Raw genomic sequence first — 21,663 nt, forward strand, 5'->3', positions numbered from 1 at the left:
GAGCAGGGTTCGGACGCCGTGTTCGTGCAGTACGCCTTCCAGGCCGCGAAGGTGAAGCAGCAGTACTGGGAACAGACCGACAAGGGCGGCAAGGGCGCCGAGACGGTGCTGGGCTGGAACATCAAGGAAAACAAGGAAGCATGAGTTCCCTTTGCCGGGCGCGTTGCACGCTTCTGCGGCACGCGCCGGGCTCGCATTGACCAGGGAGCCTTCCAGGAATGACCCGCAGCTTCATCGCCCACAGCGTGTTGGGCGAGCGCCTGAAGTTCCGCTCGATGACGGGACAGGAGCGCATCTCCGCACTGTTCGAGCATCGCGTGCGGCTCATCAGCGACATGCCCAACATCCAGCCCAAGCGCATGCTGGGGGAGGACATGAGCATCGAGGTGAACCTCGCCACGGAACTCGGCGGCGCCGGCAAGCGCTTCCTGAGTGGACAGGTCACGCGCTTTGCCTACGTGGGCAAGGACGACGGCGACATGTGCGTGTACGAGGCCACGCTGCGCCCCTGGCTGTGGTACGCCACGCGTCGCTCCGACTTCAAGATCTTCCAGTTCAAGACGGCACCGCAGATCCTGCAGGAGGTGCTCGCGCCCTACGGCTATGCCATCGACGCGCGCCTGAGCGGCAACTACCGCACCTGGGACTACTGCGTGCAGTACTCGGAGAGCGACTTCAACTTCGTCAGCCGGCTCATGGAGCAGGAGGGCATCTACTACTTCTTCTCGCACGCGCAGGGCAGCCATCAGCTGGTGCTGTGCGACGGCGCGGATTCGCACGCCCCTCTGCCCAGCGGTCCGGTGAAGGTGCCGTACCACGCGGGGGTGCTGGCCGCGCAGATCCTCGAGCAGGACTTCATCGACAGCTGGAGCCATTCGGAAGACATCGCTTCGGGCAACTTCGCCGCTGACGACTACGACTTCAAGAAGCCCAACGCCGAGATTGACACAGTGCGCCAGCAGCCGGCCGGCCACAGCCGCGACGACTTCGAGATCTACGACTGGCCCGGCGGCTACACCGAGCTGGGTGACGGCGAGAACTATGCACGCCTGCGGCTGGAGCAGCTCGCCGGGCGCCGCGAACTGGTGAGCGCCGAAGGCAACCTGCGCCACATGGCACCGGGCTACCTGTTCGAGCTGGCGCGCCATCCGAACGCCGAGGACAACCGCCGTTACCTGATCGAGGCCGTGACCTACGACTTCCAGGAGAACGCGCTGCGCGTGGTCGGCGCGGCGGACGCGGCCTACAGCGAATCGACCAGCAGCACCAGCTATCGCCAGACCTTCGAGGTGCTCCCCGACAGCGCGCCCTATCGCCCCGCGCGCATCACGCCCAGGCCGCGCACCACCGGACCGCAGACCGCGGTGGTGGTGGGCCCCGCGGGCGAAGAGATTCACACCGATGAGTACGGCCGCATCAAGGTGCAGTTCCATTGGGACCGCTATGGCCGGCGCGACGAGAACTCGTCGTGCTGGATCCGCGTGTCGCAGACCTGGGCTGGCAGCAACTACGGCGCCATGCACATCCCGCGTATCGGACAGGAGGTGATCGTCGACTTTCTCAACGGCGACCCTGACTATCCGATCGTCACCGGCTGTGTCTACAACGCCGCGCAGATGCCGCCGTGGGAGCTGCCGCGCCACAAGACGCAGACCGGCTTCCAGACGAACTGGAGCAAGGGCGGCGGCGGCAAGCACATGCTGCGCTTCGAAGACAGCCGCGGCACCGAGCACATCGAGCTGTCGACCGACCACGGCAACACCCACCTGCACATGGGCTACCTGATGAACCAGGGCTCGGGCGTGCAGCGCAGCTATGGCTTCGAGCTGCGCACCAACGAGTGGGGCTCCATCCGCGCGGACAAGGGCCTGCTGTTGACCACCTACACGCAGGACTACGCGCAACGCGTCTCGCGCGACAACCCCGACGGCCACGAGCACATGGGCGCCACGCTGGCGCAGAGCAATGCGCTGATGCAGGCGTCGGGCCAGGCCATCGCGGCCACCAAGGCGCTGGTCGGGTCGATGGCTCAGGGCAAGAACCAGACGCTGATGGGCCTGGTGCAGGGTGTGCAGGCCGCGGGCGGCGTTTCGCAGGCCGTGGCGGCGCTGGCCGCGGGCGGCACGCCGGAAGCCGGCGTCTCGGACAACCCCGACCCCGCCATGGCCGACGCGCAGCAGATGCTCGACCTCTCGCGCAAGATCGACAAGCCCGTGGTCTCCATCGTCAGCCCCGAGGGGCAGACCATGATCAGTCCCAAGCCTATCGTCGTGAGCTCGGGGCAGAGCGTGTCGATGCGCGCCACTTCGGCCATGACGCTGACCACCGGCGCGCAGCTCACGCAGCTCGTTACCGGCGGCATGCTCACGCAGGTGAGCGAAGGCGGGCAGGTCAACGTGGTGTCGGGCGGCGACATCGTCTCGCATGCCAGCGCGGGCGCCGTCAACCTGGTGTCGAAGACCGACGCCTCGATGACCTCCACCGAGAGCAACGCCAACATCACAGGCCGCAAGTCGGTCGTGATACAGGCGGCCGACCAGGACGTGTTCGTCACCGGCAAGACCAGCATCTCGCTGATCTGCGGCAAGTCGTCCATCGTGCTGCTGGCCGACGGCACGGTGAACATCAACGGCGTGAAGGGCCTCGTCAACTTCACGGGCGAGCTCGACCAGCGCGGCAGCAAGATCTTCTTGAACTGCGATGCGCCCATCGGCAGCCAGAGCGAGGAAGCCGTGGTGGAAGACGGCGTGCCCCTGACGCCCGCTGCTGCTGCCACGTCGGCAGAGGCATCTGAGCGTGCTGTGCCCGCAGCCGCGCCGCCGGGCTACGTCACCACCGGCCTCGGCAAAGGTGTCGACGCCATTGCGGCGAGGTCGCCCACGCTGCAGAGGCAGATCAAGTTCCTGCAGGGCGAGAAATGGAATGTCAGCTACGGCCCAGCGGGCGGGGGCTCGTATGCCAACACCAATCCGGGTGTCAGGAAGATCGTGATCGACGGCGACTACGCGAGCGACCCGTACAAGACCGCCGCCTCGCTGTCGCACGAGGTCGGGCACGCGGTCTATTCATACCGCTTCAAGCCCGATATTTCCTCGAAGACCGCGTTCGTCAACAGCATGCTCAGCTCCGAGGGCGAGGCCGCACTGAACCAGATCCAGGTGCAGCGTGAAGTCTGGCGCGCGGCCAAGGTCGACATCCTCCAGGGCGCGAACCCCGCGAACGTGGAGGCTTTCAACGAGGCCTACAACGGCATGGTGAAGGGTGGTACCCGGGAGGCCGCAAGAGCCGCGGCCGGCAAGTACTACGGCACGCTCACCACATCGACCACCGGCGAGCAGTACACGCAGTACTACGGCAACTCCTACGACAAGAAATATGCCGGCAAGCACTGAATCCATGAACCGGCAAGCCACGACCATGACGCTCTGGCAGGCCATCGATGCGCTGGCGGCGCAGTTGCCGTTCTCCACGCAGAAGGTCGGCCGCACGCTGTCGACCACCTTGAGCGACACGCATGCCGCGGGCGGCGACGCGTTCCGGTTCTTCGAAGGTACGCCGGTGCGCCTGGCGGATGGCGCTGAGCTTGCGCGCATCGACCTGCGCATCAAGCGCGAAGACGCGAGCCAGGGCTTCCTGGTGCTGGAGCTGAAGGGGCGCTGCGTGCCGATGGCCGAAGTGCGCCAGCACTACGCCGCACTGGAACTCATCGACGTGCCGCGCGGCCGTTCGCTCGACGAAGCGAGCACCTTCGCGGCCACGCTCGGCTGGGGCCGGCTGTCGTTCGGCTTCACCGAGCGCAACCCCGACTGCCTGGCCTTCGTGGCTTTCGACCCCGCATAGAACAAACCCGGAAGAAAGCAGCCTGATGAAGTACCACATCCAGGAAGGCCAGTTCGACGTGCCGGACGATGGGCGCATCGATCGCTCGATGAACGTGCTGGCCATGCCCGATGGCTCCGGCACCACGCTCATCGTGAGCCGCGATGCGCTGCGCGCGCAGGAGAGCCTGGCGCAGTTCGTCACGCGGCAGATGAACGACCTGACGCGCCAGGTGAGCCAGCTGAAGGAGGTGTCGCGCACCGACATCGCCGTGGGGCCCGCCATTGCGAGCCTGCGCGCCATCGAGCTCGCCACGCAGTTCAAGCAGAACGGGCAGGCGCTGCACCAGCGCCAGGCCGTGTTTCTCTTGCCGCAGGACGCCACCGGCAAGGCCGTGCTCATCCTCACGGCCAGCAGCCCCGTGCCGTTCGACGCAGAGGCGCTCGCGCTGTGGCGGCGCACGCTCGAGAGCTTTCAGCCCAGGGCCTGACACCTTGAAGGCCACGACGACCCATGGCCGGTAAACCCGCCGCCCGGCTGCACGACCCCATTGCCCACACCAACGCGCACGCGCGCTTCTGGGCCAAGTTCGCGGGCGGGCTGATCGGCGGCATCGCCGTTGGCTTCGCGGTGGGCGTGGCGGCGGCCGCCGTGGTCGGCACCGGGGGGCTTGCGGGGCCGCTGGTGGCGGGCGCTGTGGTGGTGGGCGCGCGCATGGTCGGCGGGTATGTCGGCGCGAGCCTGGGCGAGTCGATTGCCGATGCGCTGGTGCCCGAGACCCTCACCGTGACCGGCATGATCACCAGCGGCTCGTCGGACGTGTTCATCGACAACAAGGCCATAGGCGCGGCGCGCGCCTCGCCCGAGATGCCGATGGACACCGTGAGCTGCAAGAAAGACTCGCCACAGATCCTTCTTGCCGAGGGCGCGGAGACCGTGTTCGTCAACATGGGTGTGGCCTCGCGCAAGGACGACCACACCGAGTGCGGCGCCAAGGTGAGCGAAGGCTCGCCCACCGTCTTCATCGGTGGACCGACCGCACGCGTGCGCGAGGTGGCCGACGAGGTGCCGCTCATCTCGAAGGTGCTGGTGACCATCTTCAACCTGGTCATGATCTACCGCGGCCTGCGCTGCCTGCCCAAGCTCGCGCGGCAGGGCAAGAACGCGCTGCCTTGCCTGATCGAAGGCGCGGTGGGGCTGGGCATGGGCATCCACGGCATGGTCAGCTCCTTCGGCAACCCGGTGCATGCGGCCACGGGCGGAAAGTTTCTGGGTGGCGAGAGCGAGCTCGACTTCAGCTTGCCCGGCCCGCTGCCCATTGCGTGGCAGCGCTTCTACAGCAGCCACGACCTTCGCCGCGACGGCGCGCTGGGGCAGGGGTGGAGCCTGCCCTATGCGATGGAGCTGCGGCTGGGCAATGACGCCGCCGGACAGCCCACCGTGACGCTCATCGATGAGCAGGGCCGGCCGATGGTGCTGCCAGACATCGAGCCCGGTACTCGGCAATACAGCCTGCGCGACGGCCTGGACCTGTGCCGCTCCGAAGGCGGCCACTACTTCATTCACGTGCCGGGCGGGCTGTTCTTCATGTTCGAGCCACCCTCCGCCGAACTGCCGCGCACGCAGACGCTGAAGCTCGCGCGGCTCGAGGACCGCAACGGCAACTTCATCGACCTGCGCCACGATGTGCTGGGCCGGCTGAGCGAGCTGACCGACAGCACCGGGCGCCTGCTTGCGCTCGACTACGCGGGCGAGAGCCGCCGGCTGGGGGCAGTGCGCCTGGCTGCCGGTGCACCCGGCGAGCTGCCGGGCCTGCTGGTGGCGTACAGGCACGACGCCGAAGGCCGCCTGCTCGACGTGACCGACCGCAATGGCGTAGTGGTGCGCCGCTTCGGCTACGACGCCCAGGGCCTCATGAGCTTCCACGCCGACGCGGCGGGGCTGGAGTGCCGCTACGAGTGGCGTGGCTCGGCCGGCGACGCGCACGTGGCCCGCCACTGGACAAACGACGGAGAGAGCTACACCGTGCGCCGCATGACGCCCCCCGCGGACGACGCGCTGGCGCTGGGCGAGACCCTGGTCATCGACCAACTCGGCCGCGGATTCGCCTGGCACTGGAACGCCGACCACCAGGTCACCGACTACATCGACGCGGCCGGCCGCCAATGGCATGCGCAGTACAACGAGCTGCGCCAGCTCGTTGCCATCACCGAGCCGGGCGGCGCCACCACGCGCTGCACCTACGACCCCATGGGGTTCATGAGCAGCCGCACTGATGCGCTGGGCCGCACGCAGAGCACAGGCTGGACCGAGTTCGGCGAGCGCTGGCGTGAAACCCTTGCAGACGGCAGCACCTGGACCTATGCCTACAGCGACCAGGGCAACCTGGTGCGCGAGACCGACCCGCTGGGCCACACCTCCGAGTACGCCTACGACAGGCGAGGCCTGCCCATCGTCGTTACCGACGGCAAGGGCGGCACCAACCGCATGGCCTGGAACGAGTGCGCGCAACTGCTCTCCCTGACCGACTGCTCCGGCAAGACCACGCGCTACACCTACGACGGCTGGGGCCACCTGCAGACCGTGACCGACGCCGCGGGCCAGCGCACACGGCTGACCCACGACGCCATGGGGCGGCTGCTGTCGGTGTCGCTCCCCGACCAGAGCCATCAGTCGTTCCGCCGCGACGCGGCCGGCCGCATCGTGGCCGCCACCGATGCGCTGAGCCGCAGCACGCAATTCGCACTCGGCCTGCGTGGCCAGCCGCTGACGCGGCAGGACGCCGAGGGGCGCCGCATCGCGTGGCACTACGACAGCGCCCAGCGCCTGCAGTCGCTCGTCAACGAGAACGGCCTGCACTTCGAGTTCGTGCGCGACGCCGCCGACCGCGTGGTGGAAGAGCGCCGCGTGGGCGGCACGCGTGTGCAGGTGGAATACGACGCCAACGGCTGGCCGGTGTGCATCACCCATGTGCCCGGCATCGGCGACGAAGACCTCGCGCTGCACGACGGCATCGGGCAACGGCCTGCCGCGAGCCGGCCCTTGCGCACCGAACTGCTGCGCGACGCCGTGGGTCGCCTCATCGGGAAGCGCACCCAGAGCCACCACTACCGCTACAGCTACGACCAGCTCGATCGGCTGACCGAGGCGGTCAAGCTGGAGGCGCCGCAACCCGGCACCGGCGGCGAAGCGCGCACGCTGCACCGCACCGTTTTCGCCTACGACAAGCTCGGCCGGCTGATCGAAGAAACCGCCATCGACGAGCTCACCGGCGAGACGCACACCCTGCACCACGCGCACGACGAACTGGGCAACCGCACGCAGACCGTGTTGCCCGCCATCGCGTCGCAGCCAGGCGTGCAGCGTGTGCTGAATTACCTGTACTACGGCTCCGGCCACCTGCACCAGATCAACCTGTCGCAGCAGCGCGGCGATGCACCCGCGGTGCACCAGCTCATCAGCGACATCGAGCGCGACGACCTGCACCGCGAAGTGGCGCGCAGCCAGGGCGCGCTGCACACCCGCTTCGCGCTCGACCCGCTGGGCCGGCGCGCCGCATCGTGGTGCCGGGCCGGCGGGCTGGACACAGCCTTCACTACGCAAGACCCGAGCTGGCGCCAGGCCATCGACAGCGCCGGCACGCCCGGGGCGCGCCTGCTCGACGGGCTGATGAAGGAATACAGCTACGACCCAGTGGGCGAGCTGCGGCAGAGCCGGCATTCGCTGCAAGGCACGACAGGGCACCGGTACGACGCTACCGGGCGCATCGAGGAGACCTTGCGCAGCGCGGCTGCCGCCAACAGCGAACGCTTCGCCTACGACCCCGCGGGCAACCTGCTCGATGCATCATCGACCGCGCCCGGCTATGTGCGCGACAACCTCGTGCGTGTGTTCGAGGACAAGCGCTACAGCTACGACGGCCACGGCCGGCTGGTGCGCAAGCGGTCGGGCAGGCACACCGAGCAGCGTTTCGAGTGGGACGAGGAAAGCCGCCTCATGGCCGTGCACACCACGCGCCGCCCGGGCACGCCCGAAGCCACCACGCAACTCACGCGATTCGACTACGACGCCATGGGGCGGCGCGTGGCGAAGCACGATGCGTTCGGCAGCACGCACTTCATCTGGGAGGGGATGCGGCTGATAGAGGAGCGCAGGGGCTCGCAGGTGGTGAGCTACGTGTACGAGCCCGAAAGCCACGTACCGGTCGCGCGGCTTGACGCGAAGGCCGAGCCCACCTCGGCATCGACCACGGCGCAGGTCTTTCACTTTCACAACGACACCGCCGGCCTGCCGGAAGAACTGAGCAACAACGAAGGCCAGCTGTGCTGGCGCGCGAGCTACAGGACATGGGGCGCGACCGTTACCGAGCAGTGGGAAGTCACGGCGCTGAACGGCAGGGCTGTTGCATCGACCGGCACGGCGCCCCAGGCCATCGAGCAGAACCTGCGCTTCCAGGGACAGTACCTGGACCGGGACACGGGGCTGCACTACAACACCTTCCGGTTCTATGACCCGGACATCGGGCGGTTCATCAGCCCTGACCCCATCGGGCTTGCGGGTGGCGACAACCTGCACAGCTACTCTCCCAACCCCATCCGGTGGATCGACCCGCTGGGTTGGATCTGCGGCGAGACGCTTGCACGGCCGGTCGGCTTCAACAGGGGCAGCCGCAACTTCACGCTGGAGCAGGGCAATGCCACGTCGGGGTGGAAGCACATCTACGACCGGCACGTCGATCCGGCGCGGTTCCCCAACAAATCGAAGTTCAGCTCCAGCATGAGCCAGGGAGAGATTTCCTCGCTGCTGGGCAAGACGCTCAAGCACGGCAAGGAGTCGAGCTACGAGGGGAAGGCCGTGTTCGAGTCCCGGCTGAAGTACGACGGACAATACAAACGCTATCGCGCCACCGTCAACGAAGACGGAACCGTTCGAACCTTCCACCCGCTGGACTGACTATGCTGGACATCTACTACACAGACCCCTCCACCACGGACATGCCCGAAGACCCGGGCAGCCTGGAACTGGCGGGCTCCATCGAACTCGATGCGCACCGTTCGCTGGCCGTGTTGTTCGACAAGGGCAGCAAGGCCGGCGCAAGTTTCAAGTACTTCGAAGATTCCCTGCTGAAACCCGCACAGGTTGCAACGCTGCTGAAAATCTTCACTTCGAATGTGGGAGAGCTTGGCGGCAACCGCCAGGCGCTTGCGGCGTTCGACGAAATGCGCGGCATCTTCGAAGGAGCGGTCGGCAAAGGCGCGGGGCTTGTGGCGTTCAGCGACTGAGCCTGTCGGGGCGAAGCACGATGCCTTGGCAGGAATGGAACTCACATTCCGACCACAAGGTCACCTGACCCATGAAGGCCTGCAGTCCATGAAATCGATCGACCTGTTGTACGAAGACCTGCAGAACGCGCCCTCACTGCTTTCCGTGGGGGGCGAGGTGCGCTTCATGCTTGGCGTGATGGCGCTCGAGCCCGATGACATCGCGCGCAGCGAGGTTTTCTTCAAGATACTGGACCAGCTCGAAGACTCCCACACCACGGGGTGGGGCCATACCTCCGAGGATCCCGAGGCCGTGAAGGTCTTCGAGCGCTTTGCTTCATTCCTGGAAGGACTTGCGGCGCACATTCCTGCTCAGCAGGAGTGGCTCAATAGTGCGGCGGGGAACTTCCGCCTCCGGTGAAACGGCGGCTGGTGAAGTAGCCCGCCAGCCACGTGCCGTGAAAAACGTGGGTGACGCAATTTCCTCAATGACACAGACGATTCAAAAACTTGAAGCCGTCGCAGCAGCCAGAGAATTTGCGCCGCTGCCGGACGAGGCAACGCCCGAGCTGGACGCCCTGCGTGAAGCCTTCAGCGCGAACAAGGCGCGCGTGACGGTGCATGGCCCGGAAAATGATCGCTACTCACACCTGATCGATTGCGAGTTCAGCAAGGAAATGCAGGCGCGGTTCTATGTCCGCTTCGACCTGCGCGTTTTCGTAGTCTTGCCGTACGTCATGACCGGCGGTGTGAGGCAGCTTGCTGTCGACCACGCGGCGCTTGCCAAGCTGTGTGCACCGTTCGTGAAGGTGCTGCAAGACCGGAAGTTCGATCAGATTTCCTTCGATGATGCCGCGCGGTCTCTTTCGGACGAAATGTTCGACAAGGGATTCGTCGACGACACAGTGCTGGCCTACTTCTTCGAGAGCCTGTAGGCCCATGACCGCGATGACCCCCGGCAAGCTGTTGGCACATTGGGCAGTGCGGCCAACCGTGATGCCGATGCAGGAAGAGCTGAGCCTGATCCGCGATATACGCGCACTGGACACTGCCGACATTGCGAAAGATCTGGAGTCGTTCATCTCGCTCATCGAACTCGTCCAGCGATCGCATGCGAGCAACGGAATTTTTGAGATGACTGAGGCTGACGAAGCGCACACCGTCGGTTTCTTCCAGTGGCTCAAGTGCCTGGAAAAGACGCTTCGCGTGCCGTTGGCAACACACGCCGACGGCCTGGACCTGACCCGCGCCGAACTGGCGAAGCGGATGCCTCGATAGGGTGCCGAATGCTCGACCTCTACTTCGTCGAACCGGCCTGCAGGCACTTGCCGAAAGACCCGCGTGGCCTCGAGCATGCGGGCTCCGTCGATCTGGATGTGCATCGCTCACTCGCGGCCCTCTTCGACAGATGCATCCAGAAAGGCGCCGACCTCAAGTACTTCGAGGATTCGCTGCTGCGTGGAGAGCAGGTTGTGGCCATGCTCGAGATATTCACCGCCAACGCTCCTGAAACTGGTGCCCAACGTGGGCAGATTGCGGCCTTCAAGTCGATGCACGCGATCTTGACCCGGGCGAAAGCACAGGGCATGGGGCTCGCAGCGTTCTGCGACTGATGTCTGCCTGCCCACGTTGCGCTACAGGAGTCGTGCGAAGGCCAAGCAGATCAAGGCCTGAGCTTGCGCATCGTCGAGTGCAGCAACGATCACGGTGATGCGCTCAAAGTCGACGCGATCCCCAATTTGTTCACTGCATGGAAGCGTCCGCCAGCGCGCTTCTCCCATACATTTGAAGGTCCGCCGCGCCTCACGGCGGGACATCGATGCACACCGCAGCGATGTCGATGTGAGGCACAAAAGGCGACGGCCAAGGTGCGCTAACACCATGGCCGTCTGACCAATCAACGTGCATTACCTTGGAAGGCGCACATCAAAATGGCTGATCGAATTATCGCCGGGCAAAACACGCCCACCTCCGACGACGTAACCCGCCAGCAGGACGCGTCAGGCACTCTTGAGAACAAGTTGACCCAATTGCAATCTCTGCTGAGTTGCTGTCATGGGGACTGGAGTGAATGGCTCGAAGGAATTGGGGAGCGGCATCGGGACAACATCATGTGGCTTGCCTCCGATCTGGTGGACGACATTGCCCGACTTGTCCAGGAGCTTCTGAAGAAGCCCAACGCGATGGATCAGCACCAAGCCTGAGGCCATCAGCCGGCAGGCGTTGTTGCCCGCCGCTGATCTTCATGGCTGGACCGCAGCGAGCGCGCCGGGTGACAGCCGGTTGCGAAAGTAGCTCGCGGTCTCTTCGTCGCTGCAGTAGACGTAACACCCTTTCATGCCGCGCGTCATCAACGTGCGGTAGGTGTTCTTGATGATGAGATCCGCCTCTGCAGCGGCATTTTTGGGATTGGCCTTGAATCGAGACTTGTGGCCGCGCAATGTCTTGTCGAATCGGTCTCGTGCCTCTGGCACTGTCACGACGCACCCGTCGCGAACTATCAAATCCGGCCCGATGATGACCCCGATGTAGTCCACCTCCAAGCCCTGGCAGGTATGAATGCAGCCCACCTCGTTGATCGAGTTCGGCGCAATGATCCACAAGCTACCGTCGACGTCGAGGTTCCAGCGCTTGCGGTAGTCACCGATGACGATGTCGAAGGCCTTCGGGTCTTTCTTGCTGGTCCATGGCCAGCAATAGCCGGCGACCACGCGTGCGGTGCCGGTCGTGTTCTTTGCTTTGATCGATGCATGCAATTCGTCGGGCGTGCCGAAGACTTGAAAGTCGAACTCGGCCGGCGTGAGCGTCTTGTTGGCGGTCTCTCGCACATCGAGCGTGTCGTCGAGCCAAGCGATGTAGCCGTCCGAGCCGCTGCACCTGAATTGCGAGGCCAACTCGTGCTCCGACACCTCGGCACCCTTACCGATGCCGAAGTCGCGAATGGTCTTCTTGCTGCCGATGTCGCTCAGCGTCACGCGCTGGTCTTCATCGATGAAGAACACGGTGCACTTGGCGGCGGCAATGAGCTCTTTGACCTGGTTCTCGCCGAGATTGCCGTACAGGCCGCTCTTCTCGTTCAAGCGGTGCGCCTCGTCCACGATCAACACGTCGAACTGGTCGGCGGGCGTGTCGATGAAGCCGCCTGAGCCTGTGAAGAGGTTGGCGTAGTGCGTGCGCTTCATCGTGCCGACAAGCTTGGTTTCGTAGACGCGCCTCGGCGCAGCATTCTTCGAAACGTATTTGCAGTTCAAGCCGGCACCCATCAAGGTGACCAGAGCGTTGATGGCGAGAACGGTCTTGCCAGTTCCCGGGCCGCCTTCGACGATCACCACCTTGGGGTTCGCACTCGATGCAGATCGGCCTGCGGCCAGGATGTGCTCGTAGACCTCCTTCTGGTCATCGATCAAGATGAACTCGGCGTTTCCCTTCAGCAGACCAGCAAGGCTGTCGCTGAGCGCCTTCGATGGCCTGATACGGCCGTTTGCCAGTTCATAGAGCACGCTCGGGTCGCCGAACTTGATGTGCTGCTTGATGAAGGTGCGCAGCAAGCTTCGCTCGGTTTCGCCGCGCAGGAACAGCGGTGCCTTTGCGATGTAGTCGGCGTAGTGGGCCGAATCGATGACGCCGTCGCGCTCGTAGTTGTGCAGGTAGGCGCAAGCCTGGACGGAGATGCCACCGGAGTAGACGGCTTCATTGAAGCCTTCCATCAGAGAGGCATAGGACCACGCTTGGTACGAAGGATGAACGACCTCGCGGTGTCCGCCGCCGAGGTAGGTGTTGACCAGTGCGTCCTTTATCGAAGGCTTTACCTTGTCCCATTGCTTGAGCTCGACGATCACGACGTTCTTCGAGTCGTCGTGACCTCGACCGGTCAGGCTGATGTCGATGCGCTTGGAGCTTTGCGGGATGTGAAGCTCGACGGCCACTCCGACATCATTCGGAATTTCAGAGTCGCTGAGCACTTTCGACATGTACCCGAGCGAATCGCGCCATGACCTCATCTCCGCCGCCGGCACCTTGCGGCCGGTAGCACTGAAGTACTTGGCGAGGATGACGTCTTCGATGTCCCTGTCGTTGTTGTCGCTGAGAAATTGCTTCTTGTCGGCCTCGTAGACGATCACGTCAATCCTTCCCAGACTCGCCAGCTTCAGGCTGGCTGTGCTTCTTGCTGCTGCCGCGCACCTTGTCTGCGGGGTAGCGCAGGGCGTTGGCTTTCAGCTTTTGTTGGACGGCGGCGTCGAGGTCTACGCCCAAAACGGAAGACAGGCGAACGAGGTAGAGCAGGACGTCCGCGAGCTCTTCTTGTACGGCCTGCGCCGTTTGTGGGTCTCGGCCAGCCTCTTTGGACGCTTCTTCCGGCATCCACTGAAAGATTTCATTCAGTTCGCCGACCTCGCCGGTCAGGGCCATGACCAAGTTTTTGGGGGAGTGGAATTGAGCCCAGTCGCGCTCAACAGCGAATTGCTCCAAGCGGGCGGCCAGTGGCGCGACGTCGACGAGCGTGACGCCGAGTGCCGCATCAGTTAGATCGGTCATGTGGGGCTCTCCTGTTGCCCTTTGTCAACGGGTTACGGGCTGGCCGGTCTGCTCGTGCTGAAAACGAGAGCAGACATCGGGATTTCGACGACGAAACAAGTGTATCTAGCGAGGTCGTCGCCATTTCACAGTTGCCAAACGAAATAGTCACCCGATGGTGCGAGCTTTCTGGTGATCCCCGTGTTGGCAGATGCGGAGGAGAAACGATAGTTGCCGAGGTAGCCTGAAATTGTGACTTGCCCAAATCGATTGACGTTAAAGTATGTCGCCAATCGTTAACTGTAAGGGTGAGTGATGTTCGGCTATTTCGGGGCAAATCGCAGAAGGCCAGCTCGTTGTAGGCGCTGCAGAGATGCGGTTCTCGTGCCGAATTGGGCGGCGCGAATCAATTTCTCAGGGAAATGACGTGGCAAGCAAGCCAGCGTTCCCCTCGCTTTCGATTGCTGAAGAGCTCCCATCTTTTGTCTTGGGAAAAACCTATCAGCGTTGGCCTGATCTCAACATTCCGTTCGGAGGCGGTCGGCAAGGCGGTATTTCTGACTCTGCGCAAGCTCCGGTGACGTTCTTGTTCACTGGGGATAGCGGTGAACGCTATGGCTACGAAGACCGATTCGATGACGAAGGCACCTTCTTTTTTTCGGGTGAAGGCCAGAAGAGCGACATGAGGTTTGTCCGAGGCAACATGGCGGTGCGCGATCACTCAGTCAGAGGAAAAGCGCTGCATTTGTTTCGGACCATTGGCAAAGGCAAGGGGCAAAAGTACCTTGGGGAATTCGTCTATCACGGGCACGACTGGGTTCGTGCGCCTGATGTCGAAGGCATTCTTCGCAACGCGATCATTTTTCGGCTTGTACCGGTCGCTCGCCTCGAGCAGTTGGAACTCGCTTCAGCAGTGGACGATCGTGCTAAAGATCTGACGCTTCAAGAGTCCAGAAATAGGGCAATTGCCGCCTCTAAGGTCGATGGCTCACAAAACGGCAAAGAGGGAAGTCGCACCGTCTACGAGCGCAGCCGAGCAGTGCGTGATTACGTGCTTTTGCGCGCAGCAGGGAAGTGCGAACTTTGCGAGCAACCTGCGCCGTTTCGTCGAAACGGGGGTCTTCCCTATCTGGAGCCGCACCACACCACACGGGTGTCTGATGGAGGACCCGATCATCCGCAGTTTGTTGCCGCCCTTTGCCCCGCTTGTCATCGGGAGGTGCATTACGGCGAACACGCGCGGACAAAGAATCTGACGCTGATGGAAAGACTTCAGGCTATTGAGTCAGCAGGGCCTGCTTGATTGCGAACGGCGACTAGGCTCAATTTCAGGACCCACAAACAAAAAGCCCCGCTATTGAAAAAATAGCGGGGCTTTTGATTTGGTGCCGGAGAGATGAATCGAACACCCGACCTTCTCATTACGAATGAGCTGCTCTACCGACTGAGCTACACCGGCGAAGCCTCAGATTATAGCCAAGAAATCACGCCTTCTCGGCGTGGTACTGGGTCAGCCGCTCAACTTCGTTACGCGAACCCAACATCACGCTCACCCGCTCATGCAGTTTGGTGGGCTGCAGGTCCAGGATGCGTTGCTTGCCATTCGTGGCCGCGCCGCCGGCCTGTTCGACCAGCCAGCTCATGGGGTTGGCCTCGTACATCAGGCGCAGCTTGCCGGCCTTTTCGGGCTCGCGCTTGTCCCACGGGTACATGAAGACGCCGCCGCGCATCAGGATGCGGTGCACGTCGGCCACCATGCTGGCAATCCAGCGCATGTTGAAGTCCTTGCCGCGCGGGCCTTCCTTGCCGGCCAGGCATTCGTCGATGTAGCGCTTCATGGGCTCGTCCCAGTGGCGCATGTTGCTCATGTTGATGGCAAATTCCTTCGTATCGGCCGGAATCTGGATGTCTTCCTGCGTCAGCACGAAGCTGCCTTGCTCGCGGTCCAGCGTGAACATGGCCACGCCGTTGCCCACGGTCAGCACCAGGGTGGTCTGCGGGCCGTAGATGCAGTAGCCGGCGGCCACTTGCTGGGTGCCGGCCTGCAGAAAGTCGCCTTCCTGCACGCCGGGGTGGTCGTCGGGCTTCTTCAGCACGCTGAAGATGGTGCCGATGCTGACGTTCACGTCGATGTTGCTGCTGCCGTCGAGCGGGTCGAACATGAGCAGGTATTCGCCTTGGGGGTAGCGGTTGGGCACCACGTAGATGCTGTCCATTTCCTCGCTGGCCATGGCCGCGAGGTGGCCGCCCCATTCGTTGGCCTCGATGAGCACTTCATTGGCGATGATATCCAGCTTCTTCTGGATCTCGCCCTGCACGTTCTCGCTCTCGGCCGTGCCGAGCACGCCGCCCAGCGCGCCCTTGTTGACGGCCTGGCTGATGCTCTTGCAGGCGCGCGCGACCACTTCGAGCAGCAGGCGCAACTGGCCGGGAATGAGGCCGTCGGCGCGTTGCTGTTCGACGAGGTAGCGGGTGAGGGAAATCTTTTGTTGAGCCATGTGTCTTGTGGGGTTCGGTTGCTTCAGTTTCCGGCCAGGGCGCGGGTCACCACTTCATGCGTGTCCTTGCTCAGGTCGGGCTTGGCGGCCACGCGGGCGATGGCTTCGCGCGCGGCGCTGCGGTACGGCTCGGCCAGCTTGCTCCAGCGGTCGAGTGCGCGCGCGAGGCGTGCAGCCACTTGCGGGTTGATGGCGTCGAGCTCGATCACGCGCTCGCTCCAGAACACATAGCCGGCCGCGTCGGGGCGGTGGAATGCGCCGGGGTTGGCGCTGCAGTAGCTGAAGATCACGCTGCGCGCGCGGTTGGGGTTCTTCAGCGAGAAGTCGGGGTGCTTCATCAGCTGCTTGACCAGCGGCAGGATGTCGCCGCCGCGGTCGCTGGCGCCGGCCTGCAGCGAGAACCACTTGTCGATGACCAGTGCCTCGTCCTTGAAGATCGAATGGAAGCGCGCCAGTGCCTGCGCCGCCAGGGTGTTGCCCGACGACACCAGCGCGTTGAGCGCGTTGAAGCGGTCGGTCATGTTGCCCGCGTCCTTGAAGCGCTGCAGCGTCTTGCCCGGCCATACGACGTCGCCCGAGGCGCGCGCCGCCAGGCACAGAAAGTTGAGCGCCATGCCGGCCAGCGCGCGTCGGCCCGACGAGGTCGGGTCGGGGCTGTAGGCGCCGGTGTCGTGGTTCTCTTCATAAGCCCACTGCCAGTCGGCAAAGAGGGCGGTGGCCAGCTGGGCGCGCATGGCTTCGCGCACAAGGTGCACGCGCTGCGGGTCGACCACGTCGAGCTGCTCGGCAATGTAGGTTTCCGACGGCAGCGTGAGCACCAGTTCCTTGAAGGCGGCGTCGAGCTGCGGGTTGCGCAGCACGCTGCGCATGGCGTCGATGTACGCGTCGTTCAGCACCGGCGTGGTGTCGGTGGCCAGTGCGGCAATGCCTTGCAGCGCGGCGCGCAGGCCCAGTCGCTGGCCGGCTTCCCAGCGGTTGAACGGGTCGGGGTCGTTGGCCAGCAGGGTGAGCAGTTGGGCGTCGGTGTACTCGAAGTCGAGGATCACCGGCGCGCTGAAGCCGCGCAAGATGGAAGGCACGGGCTCGGCGTCGAGGCCCACGAAGGTGATCTGCTCGCCGGCGCGCGACAGCACCAGGGTGCGGGTGCCGCGGGTCACGTCGCTTTCGCCTTCGAGCTGCATCGGCAGTTCGCGGCCGTTGGCGTCGAGCAGGCCAATGTTCAGCGGAATGACGAAGGGCTCCTTCGTCGGCTGGCCCGGCGTGGGCGGGCAGCTTTGCACCACGCTCAGGGTGTAGCTGCGGTTCTGCGCGTCGTACACGCCGTGGGCCGCAAGGCGGGGCGTGCCGGCCTGGCTGTACCAGCGCTTGAACTGGGGCAGCAGGCGTGCCAGTTCCGACTCGGGGTTGGCGTCGGCAATGGCCTGGGCAAAGTCGTCGCAGGTCACGGCCTGGCCGTCGTGGCGTTCGAAGTAGAGCGTGATGCCCTTTTCAAAGCCCTTGCGGCCGACCAGCGTCTGCATCATGCGGACCACCTCGGCACCCTTTTCGTAGATGGTGACGGTGTAGAAGTTGCTGATCTCGATGTAGCTGTCGGGCCGCACCGGGTGGGCCATGGGGCCCGCGTCTTCGGGGAACTGGGCGGTGCGCAGCACGCGCACGTCTTCGATGCGCTTCACGGCGCGGGCCGAGGCGTCGGCGCACAAATCCTGGCTGAATTCCTGGTCGCGGAAGACGGTGAGGCCTTCCTTCAGCGAAAGCTGGAACCAGTCGCGGCAGGTCACGCGGTCGCCGCTCCAGTTGTGGAAGTACTCGTGGCCGACAACGCTTTCGATGTTGCTGTAGTCGGCGTCGGTGGCGGTGGCCTGGTTGGCCAGAACGTACTTCGTGTTGAAGATGTTCAGGCCCTTGTTCTCCATGGCGCCCATGTTGAAGTCGCTGGTGGCAACGATCATGAAGCGGTCAAGGTCGAGCGGCAGGCCGAAGCGGGTTTCGTCCCACAGCACCGAGTTGATGAGCGAGTTCATCGCGTGCTCGGTCTTGTCGAGGTCGCCGGCGCGTACGTACACCTGCAGCAGATGCTCCTTGCCGTTGCGCGCCTTGATGCGCTGCTCGCGCGCTACCAGCTTGCCAGCCACCAGGGCGAACAGGTAGCTGGGCTTCTTGAAGGGGTCGACCCACTTTGCGAAGTGGCGGCCTTCGGGCAGTTCGCCTTGTTCGACGAGGTTGCCGTTCGACAGCAGCACCGGGTAGGAGGCCTTGGCGGCGCGCAGCGTGACGGTGTACATCGCCATCACGTCCGGACGGTCGAGGAAGTAGGTGATGCGGCGGAAGCCCTCGGCCTCGCACTGCGTGAAGAAGGTGTCTTCGCTCACGAACAGGCCCATCAGCTTGGTGTTCTTGATGGGGCAGCAGGTGGTGAAGATCTCGAGCTCGAAAGCGTCGGGCAGGCCGTCGATGACGAGCTGCTCACCTTCCATGCGGAACGAGGCGCCCTGGCCGTTGACCAGCACGCGCGCCAGGTTCAGCTCGTCGCCGTCCAGGCGCAGCGGCTGCACCGGCACGTCGGGGTTGCGGCGCATCTGCATGCGGTTGAGCACGCGGGTCTTGGCGGGGTCGAGGTCGAAGGTGAGGTCGACGGTGTCGATCCAGTACGCCGGGGCGGCATAGTCTTCGCGGCGGATGGCAATGGGTTGCCCTTGAGCGTCACGTAGCAGCATCGAGTGTCTCCAGAAAATTCGAATGGGCGAGTTCGTTGTAGTCGCGAACCGCGGCAATCACATGGGGGCCGGCAAGCTCGGCGGCGGTATGGGTGCTGCACACGGCCACGGCGCGCATGCCGCCGCGGCGGGCGGCTTCTATGCCGAAGGGTGCGTCTTCAAAGACGATGCAGCGCTCGGGCGCAATGCCGATGCGGCGCGCGGCTTCGAGAAAAATGGCGGGCGTAGGCTTGCCAGTGAAGCCTTCGTCGCCGCCCACTATGGCCAGCGGCAGCGGGTCCATCTTCAGGCGCGACATGGCGAATTCGATGTTGCCCTTGTCGCCCGCAGTGCCCACCGCCACCTTCAGGCCGCGTGCAACGGCGGCCTTGGCAAAGGCCGTGAAGCCCGCCACTTCGGTGAAGTTGTCGCTGAACATGGCACGGTAGATCTCTTCCTTCTCGTGCACCAGCACCTGGCACTCCTCGTCGGAGAGCTCGCGCTCGAACAGCTCGCGCATGCACTCGGTGCCGGTGCGGCCCGTGGTGCGCGCGAGGATGTCGCTCACGTCGAGCTTCAGCCCGTGGCGCGCCACGAACTCTACCCACGAGCGCGCATGCCAGGGCATGGAGTCGATCATGGTGCCGTCCATGTCGAAGATGAAGGCTTCGACCTTGCCACCATCCTTCAGGCTTTTCAGGCTCATCGGTTTTACACGCCCTGCTTGAGAGAGGCTTCGATGAACACGTCGAGGTCGCCGTCCAGCACCTTCTGCGTGGCCGAAACTTCCACGTTGGTGCGCAGGTCCTTGATGCGGCTGTTGTCCAGCACGTAGCTGCGGATCTGGTGGCCCCAGCCCACGTCGGTCTTGCTGTCTTCGAGCTTTTGCTGCTCTTCCTGGCGCTTGCGCATCTCGTGGTCGTACAGGCGCGAGCGCAGGCGCTTCCACGCCACGTCGCGGTTGCTGTGCTGGCTGCGGCCGTCCTGGCACTGCACCACGATGCCGGTCGGAATGTGCGTCAGGCGCACGGCCGAGTCGGTCTTGTTGATGTGCTGGCCGCCCGCGCCGCTGGCGCGGAAGGTGTCGGTGCGCACGTCGGCCGGGTTGATCTCGATCTCGATGGAGTCGTCGATTTCCGGGTACACGAAGATGCTGGCAAAGCTCGTGTGGCGGCCGCCCGACGAGTCGAACGGCGACTTGCGCACCAGGCGGTGCACGCCGGTCTCGGTGCGCAGCAGGCCGAAGGCGTAGTCGCCCTCGACCTTGATGGTCGCGCCCTTGATGCCGGCGGTGTCGCCGGGTGTTTCGTCTTCGATCTGCGTCTTGAAGCCCTTGCGCTCGGCGTACTTCAGGTACTGGCGCAGCAGCATGCTGGCCCAGTCACAGGCCTCGGTGCCACCGGCGCCGGCCTGGATGTCGACGAAGGCGTTCAGCGGATCGGCCGGGTTGTTGAACATCCGGCGGAATTCGAGCTGCTTGATGTCGGCTTCGAGCGTGGCGGCGTCATCGGCAATGGCCTGCAGGCCGTCCATGTCGCCGTCTTCCTTCGACATCTCGAAGAGTTCGGTGTTGTCCGAGAGCCCGTTGGTGAGCCGGTCGAGCGTGACGACCACGTCGTCAAGCGACTTCTTTTCCTTGCCCAGTTCCTGGGCCTTCTTCGGGTCGTTCCAGACGTTCGGATCTTCGAGCGATGCGTTGACCGTCCTCAGACGTTCGGCTTTGGCATCGTAGTCAAAGATACCTCCGTAAATCGACCGTACGGACGCTCAGGTCCGCGAGCATTGCGCCGATTTGGTTGATCTGTTCTGCGTCCATGGGGTGTCCTGACTGTGTTCGGGGAAACCGGGCATTTTCTCACGGTCCGCCAGCCAGCCAGGGAGTGCCCCTGTATTGCGCCTTTCCCCTCTGGGGGAAGGCGCAAGACCCGAAATCAGAACGCCGGCACGAGCGAGCCCTTGAACTGGGTCTCGATGAAGCTCTTTACCTCCGGCGACTGGTAAGCGGCCACGAGGCGCTTGGCCCAGGGCTTGTCCTTGTCGGCGCGGCGCACGGCGATCAGGTTGGCGTACGGGCTCTTCGGCGATTCCTTGATCACGGCGTCCTTGTTCAGCGACAGGCCGGCCTTCTCGGCGTAGTCGTTGTTGATGGAGGCAATGGTCAGGTCGTCGAGCGAGCGCGGCAGCTGGGCCGCGTCGAGTGCCACCAGCTTCAGCTTCTTGGGGTTCGTCACCACGTCCAGCGGCGTGGCCGTGTTGTTCTTCACCGCCTCGGGCTTCAGCGTGATCAGGCCGGCCTGCTGCAGCAGCAACAGCGCGCGGTTGCCGTTCGACGGGTCGTTCTGGATGCCGACCGAGGCGCCATCGGGCAGCTGGTCGATCGACTTGATCTTGCGCGAGTAGAAGCCCAGCGGCGCGGTGATGGTCAGGCCCACGGGCACGATGTCGAAGCCGCGCGCCTTGTTCTGGTTGTCGAGAAAGGGCTGGTGCTGGAAGGCGTTGGCGTCGAGGTCGCCGGAGGCCAGCGCCGCATTGGGCAACTGGTAGTCGTTGAACACCACGACCTGGATGTTCAGGCCGTCCTTGGCGGCGACCTTCTTGACCACCTCGAAGATCTGCTCGCCGTTGCCGACGGAGACGCCGACCTTGAGCGTGTTCTTGTCCTGCGCGAAGGCGGCGCTGCCGGCGAAGAGGGCGGCGGCCAGCGTGGCAAGGGCGAGGGTGCGGCGGCGGAAAGAGGTATGCATGTCGTTGCGCGAAATCAAAAAAAGAAGGCGCGAATGTGGCATTGCCGCCAGCGTTTGGGAACGAACCAATGCGCATATCGATATGGCGTGTCTTGCCCGCTACAGGATTTCCTTATGCGTATATGCGTAT

Annotated in this window: 18 protein-coding genes, 1 tRNA gene and 1 pseudogene; 12 read left to right on the plus strand and 8 right to left on the minus strand. The window is 64.1% G+C overall.

Annotated elements, in window-relative coordinates; all coding sequences use genetic code 11:
• From BLW48_RS35835 to BLW48_RS18660, 11 genes and pseudogenes are all read left to right on the plus strand, one after another.
• Window positions 1–144, plus strand: a pseudogene (locus tag BLW48_RS35835) (type VI secretion system tube protein Hcp); the annotation flags it as partial.
• Window positions 145–218: 74 nt separating this feature from the next.
• The gene (locus BLW48_RS18615) at window positions 219–3,392 is read left to right on the plus strand and encodes a type VI secretion system Vgr family protein (RefSeq protein ID WP_093176845.1); all 3,174 of its coding nucleotides are present in this window, start codon (window positions 219–221) and stop codon (window positions 3,390–3,392) included.
• 4 nt (window positions 3,393–3,396) lie between these two features.
• Window positions 3,397–3,840: a hypothetical protein gene (locus tag BLW48_RS18620; protein WP_093176847.1), complete on the plus strand. Its 444-nt coding sequence runs from the start codon at window positions 3,397–3,399 to the stop codon at window positions 3,838–3,840.
• 25 nt (window positions 3,841–3,865) lie between these two features.
• Window positions 3,866–4,309, plus strand: a complete 444-nt coding sequence (locus BLW48_RS18625; RefSeq protein ID WP_093060049.1) for a DcrB-related protein — start codon at window positions 3,866–3,868, stop codon at window positions 4,307–4,309.
• 23 nt (window positions 4,310–4,332) lie between these two features.
• Window positions 4,333–8,772, plus strand: coding sequence for an RHS repeat-associated core domain-containing protein (locus BLW48_RS18630; protein ID WP_093176849.1), 4,440 nt, complete (start codon window positions 4,333–4,335; stop codon window positions 8,770–8,772).
• 2 nt (window positions 8,773–8,774) lie between these two features.
• Window positions 8,775–9,101 (plus strand): hypothetical protein, encoded by a 327-nt coding sequence (locus BLW48_RS18635; RefSeq protein ID WP_093060053.1) that lies wholly within the window; start codon window positions 8,775–8,777, stop codon window positions 9,099–9,101.
• An 88-nt stretch (window positions 9,102–9,189) separates the two neighbouring features.
• Entirely contained in the window at window positions 9,190–9,501 is a 312-nt protein-coding gene (locus BLW48_RS18640) for a hypothetical protein (RefSeq protein ID WP_218137511.1), read from the plus strand.
• Between the two features lie 67 nt (window positions 9,502–9,568).
• A complete protein-coding gene (locus tag BLW48_RS18645; RefSeq protein WP_093176850.1) occupies window positions 9,569–10,015 on the plus strand; it encodes a hypothetical protein in 447 nt (148 codons plus the stop codon).
• Window positions 10,016–10,019: 4 nt separating this feature from the next.
• Window positions 10,020–10,358 carry a hypothetical protein gene (locus BLW48_RS18650; protein WP_097198616.1) on the plus strand — a complete coding sequence of 113 codons (339 nt, stop codon included), beginning with the start codon at window positions 10,020–10,022 and terminating at the stop codon, window positions 10,356–10,358.
• A gap of 8 nt (window positions 10,359–10,366) precedes the next feature.
• Window positions 10,367–10,693: a hypothetical protein gene (locus BLW48_RS18655; protein ID WP_093176853.1), complete on the plus strand. Its 327-nt coding sequence runs from the start codon at window positions 10,367–10,369 to the stop codon at window positions 10,691–10,693.
• 318 nt (window positions 10,694–11,011) lie between these two features.
• Window positions 11,012–11,284, plus strand: coding sequence for a hypothetical protein (locus BLW48_RS18660; RefSeq protein ID WP_093176855.1), 273 nt, complete (start codon window positions 11,012–11,014; stop codon window positions 11,282–11,284).
• 39 nt (window positions 11,285–11,323) lie between these two features.
• Here BLW48_RS18660 and BLW48_RS18665 read toward each other — a convergent pair whose 3' ends face one another.
• Both BLW48_RS18665 and BLW48_RS18670 read right to left on the minus strand, forming a co-directional pair.
• The gene (locus tag BLW48_RS18665; RefSeq protein ID WP_093176856.1) at window positions 11,324–13,201 is read right to left on the minus strand and encodes a DUF2075 domain-containing protein; all 1,878 of its coding nucleotides are present in this window, start codon (window positions 13,199–13,201) and stop codon (window positions 11,324–11,326) included.
• 1 nt (window position 13,202) lies between these two features.
• On the minus strand, window positions 13,203–13,616 hold the full coding sequence (locus BLW48_RS18670) for a nucleotide pyrophosphohydrolase (protein WP_093077923.1): 414 nt from the start codon (window positions 13,614–13,616) through the stop codon (window positions 13,203–13,205).
• Window positions 13,617–14,022: 406 nt separating this feature from the next.
• On the opposite strand from BLW48_RS18670, the gene BLW48_RS18675 reads away from it, so the two are divergent.
• Window positions 14,023–14,898, plus strand: a complete 876-nt coding sequence (locus tag BLW48_RS18675; RefSeq protein WP_256216824.1) for an HNH endonuclease — start codon at window positions 14,023–14,025, stop codon at window positions 14,896–14,898.
• An 80-nt stretch (window positions 14,899–14,978) separates the two neighbouring features.
• Here BLW48_RS18675 and BLW48_RS18680 read toward each other — a convergent pair.
• From BLW48_RS18680 to BLW48_RS18705, 6 genes are all read right to left on the minus strand, one after another.
• Window positions 14,979–15,054, minus strand: a tRNA-Thr gene (locus BLW48_RS18680).
• Window positions 15,055–15,079: 25 nt separating this feature from the next.
• Window positions 15,080–16,093 (minus strand): class 1 fructose-bisphosphatase, encoded by a 1,014-nt coding sequence (locus tag BLW48_RS18685; RefSeq protein ID WP_093051765.1) that lies wholly within the window; start codon window positions 16,091–16,093, stop codon window positions 15,080–15,082.
• A gap of 23 nt (window positions 16,094–16,116) precedes the next feature.
• Window positions 16,117–18,810 (minus strand): aminopeptidase N, encoded by a 2,694-nt coding sequence (gene pepN / locus BLW48_RS18690; RefSeq protein WP_093176858.1) that lies wholly within the window; start codon window positions 18,808–18,810, stop codon window positions 16,117–16,119.
• Window positions 18,797–19,495: an HAD family hydrolase gene (locus tag BLW48_RS18695; RefSeq protein ID WP_093176859.1), complete on the minus strand. Its 699-nt coding sequence runs from the start codon at window positions 19,493–19,495 to the stop codon at window positions 18,797–18,799. Before BLW48_RS18695 ends, pepN begins: the two co-directional genes overlap by 14 nt.
• Before the next feature lie 5 nt (window positions 19,496–19,500).
• Window positions 19,501–20,605, minus strand: a protein-coding gene (gene prfB / locus BLW48_RS18700) for a peptide chain release factor 2 (protein WP_097198623.1) whose coding sequence is annotated in 2 segments (ribosomal slippage) — window positions 19,501–20,523 and window positions 20,525–20,605 — 1,104 coding nt in all. Because the reading frame shifts where the segments join, the coding sequence is not laid out codon by codon here.
• A 115-nt stretch (window positions 20,606–20,720) separates the two neighbouring features.
• A complete protein-coding gene (locus tag BLW48_RS18705) occupies window positions 20,721–21,533 on the minus strand; it encodes a MetQ/NlpA family ABC transporter substrate-binding protein (RefSeq protein ID WP_093051901.1) in 813 nt (270 codons plus the stop codon).
• Window positions 21,534–21,663: the final 130 nt, after the last annotated feature.

The sequence above is a fragment of the Variovorax sp. YR266 genome, from assembly GCF_900107295.1.
Taxonomy (GTDB): Bacteria; Pseudomonadota; Gammaproteobacteria; order Burkholderiales; family Burkholderiaceae_C; genus Variovorax.